The 17,155-nt window shown below is 39.1% G+C and carries 16 protein-coding genes; all 16 read right to left on the bottom strand.

Annotated elements, in window-relative coordinates; translation table 11 throughout:
• Nucleotides 1-2: 2 nt before the first annotated feature.
• A complete protein-coding gene (locus tag NAL19_RS06585) occupies nt 3-680 on the bottom strand; it encodes a YjbF family lipoprotein (RefSeq protein ID WP_225087426.1) in 678 nt (225 codons plus the stop codon).
• A gap of 75 nt (nt 681-755) precedes the next feature.
• The gene (locus NAL19_RS06580) at nt 756-1,046 is read right to left on the bottom strand and encodes a hypothetical protein (protein WP_263059166.1); all 291 of its coding nucleotides are present in this window, start codon (nt 1,044-1,046) and stop codon (nt 756-758) included.
• Nucleotides 1,047-1,513: 467 nt separating this feature from the next.
• Nucleotides 1,514-2,920 (bottom strand): NADP-dependent phosphogluconate dehydrogenase, encoded by a 1,407-nt coding sequence (gndA, locus tag NAL19_RS06575; protein WP_240822696.1) that lies wholly within the window; start codon nt 2,918-2,920, stop codon nt 1,514-1,516.
• Between the two features lie 230 nt (nt 2,921-3,150).
• Nucleotides 3,151-4,047 (bottom strand): sugar phosphate nucleotidyltransferase, encoded by an 897-nt coding sequence (locus NAL19_RS06570; RefSeq protein WP_263059165.1) that lies wholly within the window; start codon nt 4,045-4,047, stop codon nt 3,151-3,153.
• 205 nt (nt 4,048-4,252) lie between these two features.
• On the bottom strand, nt 4,253-5,563 hold the full coding sequence (locus tag NAL19_RS06565; protein WP_075277943.1) for an O-antigen polymerase: 1,311 nt from the start codon (nt 5,561-5,563) through the stop codon (nt 4,253-4,255).
• Nucleotides 5,564-5,597: 34 nt separating this feature from the next.
• Entirely contained in the window at nt 5,598-6,482 is an 885-nt protein-coding gene (locus NAL19_RS06560) for a glycosyltransferase family 2 protein (protein ID WP_263059164.1), read from the bottom strand.
• Nucleotides 6,482-7,621 carry an NAD-dependent epimerase/dehydratase family protein gene (locus NAL19_RS06555; RefSeq protein WP_263059163.1) on the bottom strand — a complete coding sequence of 380 codons (1,140 nt, stop codon included), beginning with the start codon at nt 7,619-7,621 and terminating at the stop codon, nt 6,482-6,484. The genes NAL19_RS06560 and NAL19_RS06555 overlap by 1 nt, the downstream gene beginning before the upstream one ends.
• Nucleotides 7,608-8,213 (bottom strand): acyltransferase, encoded by a 606-nt coding sequence (locus NAL19_RS06550; protein ID WP_263059162.1) that lies wholly within the window; start codon nt 8,211-8,213, stop codon nt 7,608-7,610. The genes NAL19_RS06555 and NAL19_RS06550 overlap by 14 nt, the downstream gene beginning before the upstream one ends.
• A gap of 18 nt (nt 8,214-8,231) precedes the next feature.
• The gene (locus NAL19_RS06545) at nt 8,232-9,467 is read right to left on the bottom strand and encodes an oligosaccharide flippase family protein (protein ID WP_263059161.1); all 1,236 of its coding nucleotides are present in this window, start codon (nt 9,465-9,467) and stop codon (nt 8,232-8,234) included.
• Between the two features lie 128 nt (nt 9,468-9,595).
• Nucleotides 9,596-10,453 carry a dTDP-4-dehydrorhamnose reductase gene (rfbD, locus tag NAL19_RS06540; protein ID WP_263059160.1) on the bottom strand — a complete coding sequence of 286 codons (858 nt, stop codon included), beginning with the start codon at nt 10,451-10,453 and terminating at the stop codon, nt 9,596-9,598.
• A complete protein-coding gene (rfbC, locus tag NAL19_RS06535; RefSeq protein WP_205557329.1) occupies nt 10,450-10,986 on the bottom strand; it encodes a dTDP-4-dehydrorhamnose 3,5-epimerase in 537 nt (178 codons plus the stop codon). The genes rfbD and rfbC overlap by 4 nt, the downstream gene beginning before the upstream one ends.
• 1 nt (nt 10,987) lies before the next feature.
• Nucleotides 10,988-11,857, bottom strand: a complete 870-nt coding sequence (gene rfbA / locus NAL19_RS06530; protein WP_039287758.1) for a glucose-1-phosphate thymidylyltransferase RfbA — start codon at nt 11,855-11,857, stop codon at nt 10,988-10,990.
• A gap of 132 nt (nt 11,858-11,989) precedes the next feature.
• Nucleotides 11,990-13,147, bottom strand: a complete 1,158-nt coding sequence (locus tag NAL19_RS06525) for a glycosyltransferase family 4 protein (protein ID WP_263059159.1) — start codon at nt 13,145-13,147, stop codon at nt 11,990-11,992.
• A gap of 99 nt (nt 13,148-13,246) precedes the next feature.
• Nucleotides 13,247-14,632, bottom strand: a complete 1,386-nt coding sequence (gene cpsG / locus NAL19_RS06520; RefSeq protein WP_263059158.1) for a phosphomannomutase CpsG — start codon at nt 14,630-14,632, stop codon at nt 13,247-13,249.
• Between the two features lie 15 nt (nt 14,633-14,647).
• Nucleotides 14,648-16,072 (bottom strand): mannose-1-phosphate guanylyltransferase/mannose-6-phosphate isomerase, encoded by a 1,425-nt coding sequence (locus NAL19_RS06515; protein ID WP_263059157.1) that lies wholly within the window; start codon nt 16,070-16,072, stop codon nt 14,648-14,650.
• A gap of 77 nt (nt 16,073-16,149) precedes the next feature.
• Nucleotides 16,150-17,133 carry a glycosyltransferase family 4 protein gene (locus tag NAL19_RS06510; protein ID WP_263059156.1) on the bottom strand — a complete coding sequence of 328 codons (984 nt, stop codon included), beginning with the start codon at nt 17,131-17,133 and terminating at the stop codon, nt 16,150-16,152.
• Between the last annotated feature and the right edge of the window lie 22 nt (nt 17,134-17,155).

Genomic DNA, 17,155 nt, shown 5'->3' with positions numbered 1-17,155 from the left:
CCTTATTGTACGTAGGGTTTTAATACGGTGAATGTTACCAATGCCATACCCGGCCCCATGTACTGTTGGCTTTGCACCACACTTCCGTTAGCCGGATCGAGCCAGTAGCTATTGGTGTAAGATTCATTCAAGGTGGGGACGGTCACTCGTTCATCAAAACGTAGCAGTTCACGCGAGGTATCCAGAATTTTTATCGTTTCTTTGCCACGAGCCTGAAAAACGGACGTGGTCTCGTAACCACCGCGGAAGACTTGCGACCACTCAACCCGGCTCTGCCATGTCATTGGCGTCGATGTCTTCAATAGGCCTAACGTCAGGGGATCCTGTTGCAGGTTATCCACATAGGTAATGTCTTCACCAAAACCCTGCGTTTTCACTAAGCGACCATGTTGGGTCGAAACGATGTTCTTATCGGCCCCAATCCATTTCAACCGATTCTGCTCGGCAAAAGCGAGCACAACAAACGCCTGCGGTGCTTTACCCACTTTCAGATAGGCAGAGGCATAAGGCGTATTGGCAACCTGTTTGGCCGTCACATGGGTATCATCCTGACCGAAAAACGCCAGTTTAAACGTTTTCCCCACCTGCTCCACATTTTGGGAACAGCCAGTCAGCACAACCGATAAAAGAGGTATGGCAATCAGCGCACTCACCTTTGCCATTCGTTTTATTTTTGTCATGAAATGCAGTTCTCGTTGAACAGCGCAGCCTGGAAAAAGAAAGGCCACCGAAGTGGCCTTAGTGTTACAACGAACTTAAGTACGAGTCGTCGTTGACGTGCCCGTTGCAGGCGTACTGTTATCGTTGCTAGAAACAGCAACGGCAACAGCAACACCGATCGCCGCAGCAGCACCAACAGCGATCAGAGCAGTCGTACCAGCGGCAAAGCCAGCACCACCAGCACCCGCGGCACCAGCAGCGGCAGCGCTGGTGGTCGTGGTGGTGGTAGAGGTACCCGCAGCGGTGGAGCTGGATACGCCATCAACAGCAAACGCGTTTGACGACATGGCCAGAACAGCGGCCAGCGTGATTAACGTTTTCTTCATTACGATTTCCTTTTTAACATGAAGTACTTCAAGGTGGGGTACCGTCGGAAAAACCATACCCCGTCCTTCATTTCAGCCAGCACAACGGCAAACCGATTGAGTTTTGCGTCGTTACCGACCGTTACTGGGATCGCCATAGTGATGAGTTACAGTCCAATGGCGATAAAACTATCAATGAGGAAATAATCCCTCTATGAGATAAAACCACCTCTGACAAACAACGCCAGAAAGCAAAACTACAACTCAATTTTTGCAACACCGTTAAAAATAGCAAGATCCCGATGTAATAAACAGCAATGATCTCGGTAAAAAAGCAGATTTCTTTAATGAAATTTACAGTATTTCAGAAAAAAAGTCATAGATATCCTAACGATATCAATAGACTGATTCAGTAATATAAAAAACGCCAGATATTTCCTAATCTGGCGTTTTATTAACAAACAGCACTATCTAAGCATAAGAAACGATTATTCCAGCCATTCGGTATGGAATACGCCTTCTTTATCTGTACGCTTATAAGTATGTGCACCGAAATAGTCACGCTGAGCCTGAATCAGGTTAGCAGGCAACACAGCGGAGCGGTAGCTGTCGTAATAAGCGATGGCCGCAGAGAACGTTGGCGTCGGGATACCTTGCTGAACCGCGTAAGAAACCACATCACGCAGCGCTTGCTGATATTCGTCCGCCACTTTCTTGAAGTAAGGTGCCAACAGCAGGTTAGCGATATCTGCTTTCTGCTCATACGCATCGGTAATTTTTTGCAGGAACTGTGCGCGAATGATGCAGCCTGCGCGGAAAATCTTGGCGATCTCGCCGTAGTTCAGATCCCAGCTATTCTCGTCAGATGCCGCTTTCAACTGTGAGAAGCCCTGAGCATAAGACACGATTTTACCCAGATACAGCGCACGACGCACTTTCTCGATAAATTCCGCTTTATCGCCACCAAATGCCTGAGCCGCTGGGCCCGTCAGCACTTTAGATGCCGCAACACGCTGATCTTTAAGTGAAGACAGGTAGCGAGCAAAAACAGACTCCGTGATCAGAGACAGTGGTTCGCCCAGATCCAGAGAGCTTTGGCTGGTCCATTTACCTGTACCTTTGTTCGCCGCTTCATCCAGAATCACATCAACCAGATAGTTACCTTCTTCATCTTTCTTCGTGAAGATATCGGCCGTGATTTCAATCAGGTAGCTGCTTAGCTCACCTTTGTTCCACTCGGAGAACGTCGTGGCAAGCTCTTCATTGCCCAGATTCAGTGCCTGTTTAAGCAGTGCATAGGCTTCAGCAATCAGTTGCATGTCGCCGTATTCAATACCGTTATGCACCATCTTAACGTAGTGACCGGCACCATCAGCGCCAATGTAGGTCACACAGGCTTCGCCATCCGCACGCGCGGCAATTTGCTCCAGAATCGGGGCAACCAGTTCATACGCTTCTTTCTGGCCACCCGGCATGATGGAAGGCCCTTTCAGCGCACCCTCTTCCCCACCGGATACACCTGTACCGATGAAGTTAAACCCTTCCGCGGACAGCTCGCGGTTACGGCGAATGGTATCTTTATAGAAGGTGTTACCGCCATCGATCAGAATATCGCCTTTTTCCAGGTAAGGCTTCAACGATTCAATCGTCTTATCGGTTGCTTCACCGGCCTTCACCATCAGCAGAATACGGCGGGGTTTTTCCAGGGATGCGACAAACTCTTCAACGGTATAAGAAGGCACCAGTTTTTTACCCGGATTTTCCGCGATAACTTCATCGGTTTTATCGGAAGAACGGTTAAAGATGGAAACGCTATAGCCACGGCTCTCAATGTTCAGCGCCAGATTGCGCCCCATCACCGCCATACCGACAACGCCAATTTGCTGTTTGGACATTAAAGCAACTCCAGTCTGAAGGATAACCTGCCTACAATAGCGACAACGTCTCGCGTTGCGACCCCGCAGGCAATTTAAAAACAGGCCAACATGGTAACTCAGCTTTACGTGAGTGGGTAGTGATTGGTTTGATAGCGAAAGCTCGCACAACAGGAGCGTAGGGTGAGGAAAAGAAAAAACCGCAGAACGATTCAGCAATCTGCGGTTTTACAGCATGTTATCACTCAATATTACTTTTTCAGCAGCGCCTTAATACTTTCTTTAAATTCGGCACCAAACTCAGGGTTGCGCAGCCCATAGGCAACAAACGCCTGTGCATAACCCAATTTACGGCCGCAGTTAAAGTTCTTGCCCGCCATCTGCACGGCATCAACCTGCTGAGTTGCAATCATATCAGCAATCACATCCGTTAACTGAATACGTCCCCATGCGCCAGGAACGGCTTTTTCCAGCAATGGCCAGGCATCGGCGGTTAACACATAACGCCCGACCGCAGACAGGTCAGACCCCGTTTCAGACGGCGCCTCAGGTTTCTCGATCATCGACGTAATCGCAGCGGCATCGCCTGGGTTCACCAGCGGTTTGTCACAATCGACGACAGAATACTCAGGCAACACCTCATAAGGACGATGCTTAACCAATACCTGGCTACGTCCTGTTTCTTCAAAACGGGAGATCAACAACGCCAGATTTTCCTTCGTCTGATCGGCCGTGCTTTCATCCAGCACCACATCCGGCAACACCACCACAAATGGACTATCGCCAATGATTGGGCGAGCACAAGAGACCGCATGCCCTAACCCCAATGTTTCTCCCTGGCGGACATTCATAATCGTCACGCCTTTCGGGCAAATTGACTGTACTTCGGCCAGCAGTTGACGCTTAGCACGTTCTTCCAGCAGAGACTCAAGCTCAAACGAGGTGTCGAAGTGGTTTTCAATTGCATTTTTCGACGCATGCGTCACCAGAACAATGTCTTTAATCCCCGCATTAACGCATTCGTTAACGATCTTCTCAATTACCGGACGGTCAACCAGCGGCAACATTTCCTTAGGAATTGCCTTGGTCACCGGTAACAAATTCATCCCTAAACCTGCTACAGGGATAATAGCTTTCAATGATGTCATGGATTGACTCTCTTCAATCTGATGGTTTTATCTGGAGAACGATTTTGTACTAATCAAAACTTCGCATAAATAGCCAAAACAACCTCTGATATATTAGTTATATATGATATTAATGAGGAATAACTTAATAAGTATAGCCGAACTTCAATTCAAGAAGCATTTTCCTTGTTACAAAGTCTTAAATATAACATTTATCCTTATAGTTTCATTTCATTTTAGCTGATACAAAACTCAAGACGGAACTCAACAAAACGATGAAGATGATAATATATGTATTAAATAAACCTGACGTGTTTGAAAAACTTACGACTATATTGTAATAAACAACATTAGCGCAAATTATAGATAAAGGCAATTCCCCCTTCATGTTTCTCTTTATTTTCTCTAATATTTTATCTTGCCGCCCAAGTATCCCACCAGAAACCAAACCAAATAAAAAAACCCCAAGATAACCAAAATTAAAATACGATTCACCAAAAAAACCCATTCTCAGTCCAGGATGAATGTTTGGGTCAAATCCAACCAAACTAGCTGTCCATCGACCAATATTCCAATCTTGCCTAAAGTCAGAAATAGATGATGGCACAAAAGCCAATAATCCGGCCAACTGAGTTTTCCCCATCAAATACTCACGATCCCAGTAAGAGTAGACCCATGCAAAATCCCTAAGATCACTGAAAGAGTTTCCAAATGCAATATTAACCCAAAAATAATTGAACCCTTCCAAACCTTGACCCGATCTAAATATATCCAAAACCATTGCTATAAATATAAAGAAAAGAGCAAGAAAAATATATTTCATGCTACTTATCTTACCTGTCCCAGACATAGAGATGGATATAATACTCAAAATAAATGGCATAATTAAAGCAGATCGAGAACCAGACCATAATGTGACAACAGAAACAATCAGCACTGTAATAAAAGAAAGTATACTTTTCTTTGCCCAACAAGCTAATATACTGCCATAAAGGATTATGCTAGCAAGTGACATTATAAAATTCAACACAGGTCTAGATGACTGGTTCTCCATTCCGAAAGTTCGCCCGCCTCCGAATGGTATATTTAATGCCATTAATAAAATAAGCATACTAATAGAAATAAATAAAATAAATGGTATAGTCGCACGACTAAAGAAAAACGCATTAGTCCCCCGCGTAACCAAAAACAAACCAGGTGGAGAAAAATTCACTTTCCTTGCAATACTGCGACCTAGCAAAAAAGAAAGGAAGCCGAAAAAACTTATTACAAAAACAGTATTTACGTCAGGGTAGTAACTACTGAATGCGCTACTTGCATAAGAATTATAAGGGGAATATGAAAAAAAGAAAAAAAGAATAAAAGGAATAAAAATTGAGAAAACAAGCCAGATATTTACTATAGAAAAAACACCAATATTTTCTTTATTAGAAGAAAATATTTTTATAAAAAAAACAAAGAAAAAAAAATAGCAAAAATATGCACTTAAAGATATTCTTTCCAAAGGAAAGATATCTGAAATTAGAAAATTTGACATACGCCCCTCAATGCATGGCAAAAATAAAATTAGCTCACAAACGCCACATATCCACCAATGCTTTATTTAAACTTGCTCTTTGAGAAGATGTAAATTTCAACCATAAAGCGAGGCGAGAGGATAAGAAAAAAAGCAAACTTATATATTTAAACAGCCCAATATAATTCTTATTAATAAAATAAAAACGATTCCTATTCCCATAATAAATAGAGAAAGGGCTTCTGTCCCCACCAGTTGAAATACTTACCTTATGATTTATTAAAACATTGGGGAAATAGCATATTTTATATCCACATTTAGTTGCACGATACACAAAGTCAGTATCATCGTAGTATACAAAATATTTTTCATCCATAAATCCAACTGTACTAAAAACAGAATTATCTATGAGCATAAAGCATGTCGGTGCATAATTTATGTACTCTATACTATCGTAAGCACCAGAATCTACCTCTCCTTCTCCACGGTGAGTGGTAGAACCTTTATATTTTGAGAGTTTTCCACCTGCCATCCAAATACGATTTGTACCAGCATAGTATATTTTTGGGACAACTAGCTTTTCATTATGTAATCTTGTGAATGAAATCAAATCAGATAACGTGTTATGATTAAAGTCAATATCATTATTAAGTAGTATAGTATAATCACATCCATCTTTAATAGAACGTTTAATTCCTATATTATTTCCAGCAGCAACACCTATATTAGATTCACATTTATGGAAAACACATGGAATACTATACTCTCGAGCCAATTGTCTCGACATATCAATAGCAACAGCATCAGGAGAATTGTCAATAACATAAAGTGTATAGTTGGAAAATCTTTGAGATGATAAACTTTTAAAAAAATCTGCAAGGACTTCTACACCATTGTAAAGAACGGTAACCAATCCTACTTTAGGAATAATATTTTCCATTATTTATACAAACCTTTCTTTTTCATCTCTGCCACACTTTCATCATAAAGATCATTTTTTACATCTTGTTTCTCAACCCAAGCTGTAAATTTAGCGATGCCATCTCTAAATGGTATTTTTGGCTCAAAACCTAGCTCGGTACGAATTTTTGTCAGATCTGCATAATTATGCCGAATGTCACCCAAGCGATAATTCCCTGAAATTACAACATCTACATTAGCGTTATATGAAACCTTAAGCGCATTTGCGACTTCCAAAACATCTATCGGCTCACCATATCCTACATTAAACACTTTATAATCAGCTTCGTTTTTTTCTAAGCCAAGGATTGTGGCATCTACAACATCATCAACATAGACAAAATCCCTACTTTCCAGACCATCTTCAAAAATATTAATTACATTTCCATTTTTAATTCTAGTAGAGAAAATAGAAAGAATACCAGTATAGGGGTTACTAAGCGATTGCCCCGCTCCATAAACATTTTGGTAGCGGAATGCAACAGTTGGAATACCGAGGGATTTCCCCATGACTAAGAACATCTGTTCCTGAACTTGTTTTGTGATGCCGTAAATAGATGATGGGTGTATCTTACTATCTTCATGAGTCGGTAAAAGTGTCACTTCCTGGCCTGAAATAGGACATTTAACTTCAAAGTCGCCATTGGCCATATCAGAATCTTTACGTTCCAGTGGATAGACGTCACCATAACCTTCAGAGAAGTACCTTCCTTCCCCATAAATAGAACGCGATGATGCAACAACTATTTTTTTAACCGAATGGGCTGTATTAGCTAATATATCTAAAAATATTGAACTCCCTTTAATATTAACATCGGTATATTTCTCTATTTCGTACATCGACTGTCCTGTGCCCGTTTCTGCAGCCAAATGAATAACAGCATCGACGCCTTTTAACGCCCGTAACCAGTCATTTTTTGATAGAACAGAACCGTGAATAAACTCAACTTTATCTTTTATTGATAAATATAGAGGAGAGCAAGAGAAATCATCACTATGTATTTGAGGGGAAAGATTGTCTAAAACAACAACTTCATATTTTTTATTTATAAGTTTTAACGCAAGATTGGAACCAATAAAACCAGCGCCACCAGTAATCAAAATTTTATTGTAAATCATTTATGAATTCACCTCTTTCATTCGTCTTTTCCCATTGGTTGGTCTTAATATTAAAACGTTTAATTATTCGACCAGGAATACCAACAATCACACAGTAATCAGGAAATGAACCTCTAATAACTGCATTTGCACCGACAACACACTGTTTACCTAAAATAGTTCCAGCTTGAATTTTAGCTCCTGCTCCGATGAAGCAAAAATCTCCTATCTCAGTTATCCCTATAGAATTCTTCTGTTCAAGAATTCTTACACCAACCTCTCTGTAATCATGGTCAATATCAGTAACCATCACATCGAAACTCACAACAACATAATTTCCGACAGTGACTTTCCTCGCAGATATAATATGAAAATTTTGCTCTATAGAAACAAAATCACCAATAGAGATCTCTCCATCGCCCACGACTTCAAGCCTAGCCTGCTCACGAATAAAAAAACCTTTCCCGATGAAAATTTTTTTTGCTTTATTAATAAAAAGTGGTTTCCTAATGCAACTGCCTTTACCTATAGCTCCAAAAAAAAAACGATAAAAAAAACAGGTTTTTAGTTTATAAAACAAGGAAGTAATTTTATTAAAAACATTCAAAGCCATATACCTCTCTAGAAAAAGTCAATGTAAGTTATTTAGTTTTTTTATAGCCAACACTCTTACAATAAGGATAAATAGTTCTACTATGAAGACACATGACACCATTTGAAGGGCCATGAATATATTCAAAAAATAGCAAAATATTAAAAGAGCAATCTGCAGAAATCCAGCATAAAGAATACTCATATTAACACTTTTAGAGTCCCCCATTGCAGCAAGATACGGGTATCCTATTAATCCAGAGGCAACAGCACAGAGAAAAACCGCCATAAATACCATCATAACATCAGCACTATCAGAAAACTCAGCACCAAAAATTAGATTTATAACCCAATCAACTAAAAATGAAGAGAGAAATACGCCTAAAAAAGCGACACACAGCGCAAGTTTAAATACATTCCAAAATAATTTTTTATTTTTAGTCCTAACCATATAAGGATAAAGAGCTTGGTATATAGGAGTAAGTAATGCAACAGCACCTCTATACAACTGTTCTGCGGCTGAATATATTCCTGTTTGATACGGCGTTGAAAAAAAACCCAAAAATACTGTTCCACCTGCATTATAAAGTGAAGATGCAGCATTTGCCCAAAAAAATGGGGTAGAATCAGAAAAAACGGATTTTAAGCTCTTCTGAGAAACATAAGTAAAACCAAACCCCATTTTAAGTAACAAAAATAGCTCCACAGATGCTATAAATATTTGAGATAGACCGTTTGTAATAGCCACCCACAGATAATCGTCTACTGTTTTCACTAAAATTATAGTGGAAATCAGATATGCAGCCCTACTTAAACTAGTAATTATATATATATACTTTAATTTTTCGATACCTAAAAAAAACCAAGCAGATTGAAATGTTTGACCGATTATTGGTAATGACATCAATAAGAAGAAAAAGTGGAAATCTTTATGTTTATCATCAAAAAATAAAAAACAAACAAAAATACAAAAAACAACCAATAAGAGTATCAATTTACACAAAAAAACTGCCGATATAGTTTCGTTTATTTTTTTCTTATCGCCATGTGCATTAGCTATTGTATATGTCGCTGATAAATTGAAGCCATAATCTGTTATTATGCAAGCAATTTGCACCATCCCTAATCCTAATGCCACCACTCCATACATTTCCACACCTAACACTCGGGAAAGATAAGGAATTAGAACTAAAGGGAATATATAATTGCATATATGAATGACACTCATTGCGCTTATGTTTTTCAATAATCCGCGAGCATCTTTTGAACTATTCATTTATAATAACTCACCCAAAAAAATACATTCTATATAAACAAAAATCAAAACTCTCAAATACACACGAGAATTAAAAGATTATTAATGAATTTCATCAGCAATCTCCAAAAATAAGAAATGAAATAAAATCACAATATTTTTTTTATAATATTACTTAATTGAATATTCCAGCAGGATTCAAAAATATCATAAGCATTTATCTTATCGCAATTTAAAGATGAATACATTGGCCTTGCCGCAGGCGTTGGATACTGTTCTGAAAGAATCGCATTTATTTTAGGTATCTTATAGGATGATTCAAATTCGCTAGCAGCACTAAAAATTTCCTCAGCAAACTCAAACCAAGAGACTTCTTTATCACCACAATAGTGATAGATACCCGGTTCAGCTTTTTTTATCAATAAATCAATAATCGCATCAGCTATATCCCCAGCATACGTTGGGCATCCACGTTGATCTGAAACAATAGCTAAGCTTTCTTTACTCCTCCCCAGGCGCAGCATAGTTTTAACAAAATTATTACCATATTCACTAAATACCCATGCCGTACGAATAATAATCGCATCAGCGCCAGTGTTTAAAACAGCTAATTCTCCATCTCGCTTTGTTTTCCCATAAACACCAAGCGGGCAAGTAATATCAGTTTCAACATAAGGCTTGTTAGATTTACCATCAAAAACATAGTCCGTCGATACATGTATAAATCTAGCACCTACTTTTTGACTTTCCCATGCTAAGTTTTTAGGGCCAAACACATTTATCAACGTGGCTAATTCCGGTTCGGACTCCGCTTTATCAACTGCAGTGTAAGCTGCCGCGTTAACTACCACATCGGGCTTATAGCTAGATACAGCCTGGCTAACCGCATCAGCATCGGTAATATCTAGTACAGAAGAATCAGTCGCCCATAATTCCCATTCTTTCGGAACACGATCCTGAAGACACCGCCCAAGTTGCCCATTCGCTCCCGTTAATAGTATTCTCATACCAATAATTCCTTGAGGAGTTTCCCCTGTTTATCTTTTTCAGAAAGCAAAGGACATTCGCCTGGCCAATCAATGCCAACATCAGGATCATTCCACAGAAGACATTCCTCATGAGCAGGATTATAATAATCCGTACATTTATACTCAAAATCTGCAATATCTGATAATACAATAAAACCATGGGCTAATCCTGGAGGAATCCAAAATTGAGATTTATTCTCTTCGGACAAAATAACCCCTTCCCACTGTCCGAATGTTGGGGAGTTTGATCTTATATCAACGGCCACATCAAACACTGCCCCACGAACAACTCGAACAAGTTTGCCTTGCGGATTAACCTTTTGAAAATGTAATCCACGTAACACCCCCTTAGATGAGCGGGAATGATTATCTTGAACGAAATCGAAATCTATATCTAACATTTCCTGATAACGCTTCTTTTCAAAAGTTTCCAGAAAGAAACCACGAGCATCGCCAAATACCTTCGGTCGAATAACTTTCACATCATTAATACGAGTATTTTTAACTTCCACTCTATTTCTCCGCTATCAATTGCGACAAATATTGACCGTATTGTGTTTTACTTAAAGATACAACTTCTACAGCAAGCTGCTCCTTACTAATCCATCCTTTACGAAATGCGATCTCTTCAAGGCAAGCCACCTTAAATCCCTGCCGCTTTTCAATAGTATGAACAAATTGTGAAGCTTCTAATAAACTATCATGAGTACCAGTATCCAACCAGGCAAAGCCCCGCCCTAGCAGTTCCACATTTAAAGCGCCTGACTCTAAATACATAGAGTTAAGCGTAGTAATCTCTAATTCTCCTCGGGTAGATGGTTTAACCTGCTTTGCCATTTCCACAACATTTCGATCATAAAAATAGAGTCCTGTAACAGCCCAATTAGACTTGGGTTTAACTGGTTTTTCTTCTAGTGAAATCGCCCGATTATTTTCGTCAAACTCTACAACACCGAAACGCTCTGGGTCCATTACCTGATAACCAAATACAGTCGCCCCCTCTTCACGGGCAGAAACAGCAGATAATTTTTGGCCAAAACTCTGTCCAAAATAGATATTATCTCCTAGTACCAATGCACAACGTTCACCATTAATAAACTCTTCACCTATCAAAAATGCCTGAGCTAATCCATCTGGAGACGGCTGAACTTCATAGCTAAAACGTACGCCAAATCGGGCACCATCCCCCAACAAACGCTGAAATGAAGGTAAATCCTCAGGTGTGGATATAATTAATATATCTCTAATATTGGCTAACATCAGAACAGAAATAGGATAATACACCATAGGTTTGTCATAAATTGGCAGTAATTGTTTAGACACCCCTCTAGTAATTGGATGCAAACGTGTTCCTGAGCCACCAGCCAAAACAATACCCTTCATTTTATTTCCTAAATAATTATTGAAAAAAATAACAATCTCACATATTAAAAAAGAGACTGCATTATCTCAAGTAAATTAAGTAACACTAAAATTTCATTTTAACAAATAGAGACTTTTCATTCTCGTACAGGGTCATATATACACTATTTGTTTCTTATCCTGAAACTCAGCCCACTTATTATTTACAAATTCATTTATCTCTGCAGAAAACCTTTCAGAAGAGAATTTCAACGAATTATCACGACAATCATCGGGTTCAATGGGAGATCTTAAACTTTCAAACTCTAAAATAGCAGCACAAATCGATTGTACAGTTTGTTGTTCAAAAAACATCCCTGTTGGCTTCGGCACACCATATGGCCGAACAGTTTCTAGTGCCCCACCTTTTCCATAAGCGATAACAGGTGTGCCACAAGCCTGGGCTTCTACAGGCGTAATACCAAAGTCCTCTTCCGCCGCGAAAACAAATGCTTTAGCTTTTTGCATATGCTCTTGCATCACATGGTCAGGCTGGTACCCGAGAATTTCAATATTTCTGGTTGCCTTAGATTTTATCTTCATCATTTCAGAACCATCGCCAATCACCACCAATTTTTTATTTGGCATCTGGCTAAATGCTTCAACAATAAGATCAATACGCTTATAAGGCACCATACGTGATGCAGTAAAGTAGTAGTCTTCCTTATTCTGATTTAGTGTAAAGCGATCAACATCAACAGGAGGATAAATTACATCAGCACTACGCCCATAGACTTTCTTAATTCGACGTGCAATGAATTGTGAATTCGCTAAGAAATAATCTACGCCATTTGCCGTTCTATAGTCCCACGTCCTGATTTTATGGAGCAAAAGTCTCGCTAGGTTTCCTTTAATACCTCTATCCAGGCCGGCCTCGCGCAGATACTGATGTTGCAAATCCCATGCATAACGTATTGGAGAATGAACATAGCTGATATGTAATTGATCGGGACCTGTCAGTACTCCTTTCGCAACAGCATGACTGCTAGAAAGAATGACATCATGCTTTGAGACATCGAGCTGTTCTATCGCCAGCGGCATAAACGGCAAATATGCCTGATATTTTTTTTGAGACATAGGTAATTTCTGAATGAAAGTTGTTATCGCTTTCTTATTTTGGAAAAGTAACCTAGAATCATCTGACAGAAAATCGACAACAGAATACAATTCAGACTGCGGGAAAATTTTAATAAATTCCGCGATAACTTTTTCGGCTCCTGCGTATGTTACCAGCCAGTCGGCAACAAGACCGACGCTAAAACCTTGAGGCATTATGACTCCTGTAAATAAATCGGTGCAATATTAATTTTATGAAATTAAAAGAGGAGCATTGTCATTCTAAAACCACAATGTTTATTATTTAGAGAAATATTATTGTTGCTTATCGCATAACAAAGCCAATATCTCTTTTGTTTTTTCTTTCATTAAAACACTATCTGCTCGAGATTCAACGTTTAGTCTCACTACAGGTTCTGTATTAGAGCTACGTAGGTTAAAACGCCAATCTGAATATTCAATACTAATTCCATCAGTATAATCAACATGAATAGCATCAGCAGCATATTTTTCTAATACGCGCTTAATAGCAATTTCTGGGTGAGAAAGCGAATTATTTATCTCCCCAGATGCAGGATAAGCAGCAATTCGATCGTTAATTAGCTGCCCTAAGGTCTTTTCTTTAATGCACAATAATTCAGTGACTAATAACCATGGAATCATCCCACTATCACAATATGAAAAATCACGAAAATAGTGATGAGCACTCATTTCACCACCATAAATTGCGTCTTCCTTACGCATACGTTCTTTAATAAAAGCGTGCCCAGTTTTAGACATTACTGGTACGCCACCAGATTTAGTAACAACATCAATCGTGTTCCAACTTAAACGTGGATCATGGATAATTCGGGAGCCAGGATTCTTTTCCAAAAAAGCTTCAGCCAACAATCCAACGATATAGTAACCTTCAATAAAATTGCCTTTTTCATCAAACAAGAAGCAGCGATCGAAATCGCCATCGAAAGCGATGCCCATATCAGCACGATGTTTGATGACTGCATCAGTCGTATCTTGCCGACATTCAGGGAGCAGTGGGTTTGGGATACCGTTAGGAAAGTGACCGTCAGCCTGATGGTGAATCTTAATAAATTCTACAGATACTCCAGCCTGTAGAAATTTTTGCTCAATAGCATCAATGACATGCCCTGCCGCACCATTTCCAGAGTTCACAACCAACTTCAATGAACGCTTGAAGCTGCTAAATTTAATATAACTAAGCAATTTATTAACATAAGCATCTAACACAGAAATCTGTTCATAGCTACCGTGTTTTTCTTTGTTAGCTAGAGGGAAGTTATTTTCTTCGGCCAAGCGTTGAATATCGTGCAACCCTGTATCGCCACTGATTGGTTTCGACTGTGCACGAACTAGCTTCATCCCATTGTAATCCATCGGATTATGACTAGCAGTAACTTCAATACCTCCATCAATTTCCAAGTATGAAGTAGCAAAATAGATCTCTTCCGTACCAGATAAACCGATATCTAACACATCTGTCCCTGCGTCACGTAGTCCGTTTGCCAATGCCAATTTCAAGGCTTCGCTAGTCAGGCGTACATCACCACCGACTACCATTTTTTTGGGCTTAAGATATTCACCGTATGCACGACCTATCCGGTAGGCGATTTCTTCATTAAGCTCATCCCCTAAGCGACCGCGAATATCATAAGCTTTGAAACAAGTTAACTTTCCTGTCATATTTATTATCCTCAGTCAGCAATTACCATAATGATCTTTTATACGGACAATATCGTCCTCTCCTAAGTAAGAACCTGACTGAATTTCCAAAAATTCCAGAGGAATCTTTCCAGGATTCTCCAACATATGCGTCGCACCAACAGGAATAAACGTTGATTGATTTTCAGACAATAAATAAGTTTTATTCTCTAACGTAACCTTAGCTGTACCTGAAAGAATCACCCAATGCTCAGCTCTGTGATAATGCATTTGCAAAGAGAATGTCCCTCCTGGTTTGACTGTAACACGGTTAATTAAATAGCGAGGCTGATTTGATATCTGATCACTGCATCCCCACGGTCGATAAAGCTCTCGGTGTAAACGGTATTCCCGGCGATTATTATCTTTCAAAAACTCAACAATCCTTTTAACATCCTGAACTTGTGATTTATCGATGACGAGCACAGCATCTTTTGTATTAACAATCACTAAGTTATTCACTCCCACCGCAGCAACCAACTTTTCTTCAGTGTTGATATAGCAATTTGATGCATTATGTGTAAATACATCTCCAATTAACGCATTATTATTATTATCTTTATCACTATTAATTTCCCATAAAGCTGACCAAGAACCTACATCGTTCCATCCAGCATTTAGAGGGACAACGACAGCTTCAGAAGTTTTTTCCATTACAGCATAATCAATAGATTCAGCAGGACAACTGAGAAATGCTTCCTTATCTATGCGGATAAAATTTTCCGTCGCGTCAGAATAAGTCATCGACATTGATTCTTTACATGCAGCTAATATGTCAGGGCGATAGAGTGATAATTCATCCAGTAAACGTTTAGCCCTAAATAAAAACATTCCACTGTTCCAATAATACTCACCAGATTCAAGATACTGCTGTGCAGTAACTAAGTTAGGCTTCTCAACAAAACGCTGTACTTTAAATGCAGAAGAGCTAGATTGGTTTATCACCTTACCTCGCTGAATGTAACCATATCCAGTTTCAGGCCCTGTAGCGACAATACCAAATGTAACAAGGTTACCTTCTTCTGCAAACGGAATGGCAGCATTAATTGATTGATGAAATGCCGCTACATCATCGATTACATGATCAGCAGCTAGAATCAATAATAAGGGGTCATCATCATTAACAGTTGCATTCAATGCTGCCAATGCAACAGCTGGTGCAGTATTTCTTCCAGCTGGTTCAAGAATGATATTATTGGATAGCTGCTCAAGTTGACGTAATTGTTCCGCAACTAAAAAACGATGTTCTTCATTACAAATAACTAATGGAGGTTCAGCATCGAGTCCATGTAGACGAGAAATAGTTTCTTGAAGCATAGATTTCTTACCATGTAATCGAAGAAATTGCTTAGGATAAAGATCTCGCGACATAGGCCATAAGCGACTGCCTGTACCACCAGCCATAATAACAGGAAGAATCATAATTAATATTTACTCATATTATTTGTCAAATAACAGGTACGAAAGTAAGCTGCTTTGTACAAAAGGTTTATGTAAAGCTATTTTTCTAAGAATAAACGCACTTTTTCCGCAACAGCTTCCCAAGTAAAGCACTTCGCCCGCTCTAGTCCTTTATCAATTAATTCAGCTCTTATCTGTCTATTATAGTAGACATCTGAAAGTGCAGCTGCTATTTCTTTCGTGTCTAAAGGATCAACAAGCAAGGCAGCATCTCCGGCAACCTCACCCAAAGAGGTTGTTTTAGATGTTATCACTGGTATTCCGCTTGCCATTGCTTCTACGACAGGAAGACCAAACCCTTCATAGAGGGAAATGAAGATCAATGCGTTGGCACTTCTATATAGTTTCGGTAACTCTTCATTTTTTATGAACCCAGTGAACACGACTCGCTCTGAAAGATTAAGTTCTTGGATTTTTTGTAAAATTACCTGATTAGGTTCACCGGTAAAAACTAACTTAGTCGTGATTGGAAGACTAGATACCTTAAAAGACTCAAGCGTTCTTACTTCATTTTTATGAAGTTTTCTATTGCTAACACATAAAAAAAATTCAAACGGATAGTCTAGATGTTCTCCGTTGGGAGAAAAATCAGATGATACACCGTTGCCTACATTAATAACTTTTTCAGCATCCACACCAGACCACTCTATAATTCTTTCCTTTGAAAAATTAGATACAGTAAATATATATTTAGACTTATGACAACCTCTTTTTATTACACTTTTATAAAAAAATCTTTTTATCCAACTCGAGTTTTCCTTTCGATCCAAGTGATTTAAATCATGAATTGTAAATACATATGGAATCCTAGAAAAAAATGGAGGGATATACCCCGGAAAAAAAACAACCGCGCTGTTTTTTTTTATTATTTTTATTGCGGTTTTTATTGTATCAAACGGGCTATAGGGTTTCCCTGAAAATCCTGCGTCAGGATAGTTATTTATTTTATTTATTTCGTATGAAAACGTTCCTATTCCGCCAGTCCCATTCCATCGATTATCAATAATTATCTTTTTTTTCACTACTCACCCTCAGAAAGTTAAC

The sequence above is a fragment of the Pectobacterium sp. F1-1 genome, assembly GCF_025643735.1.
Lineage (GTDB): Bacteria > Pseudomonadota > Gammaproteobacteria > Enterobacterales > Enterobacteriaceae > Pectobacterium > Pectobacterium colocasium.
The sequence above is the reverse complement of the archived record's forward strand: the minus strand, read 5'-3'. Positions and strand labels throughout refer to the sequence as shown.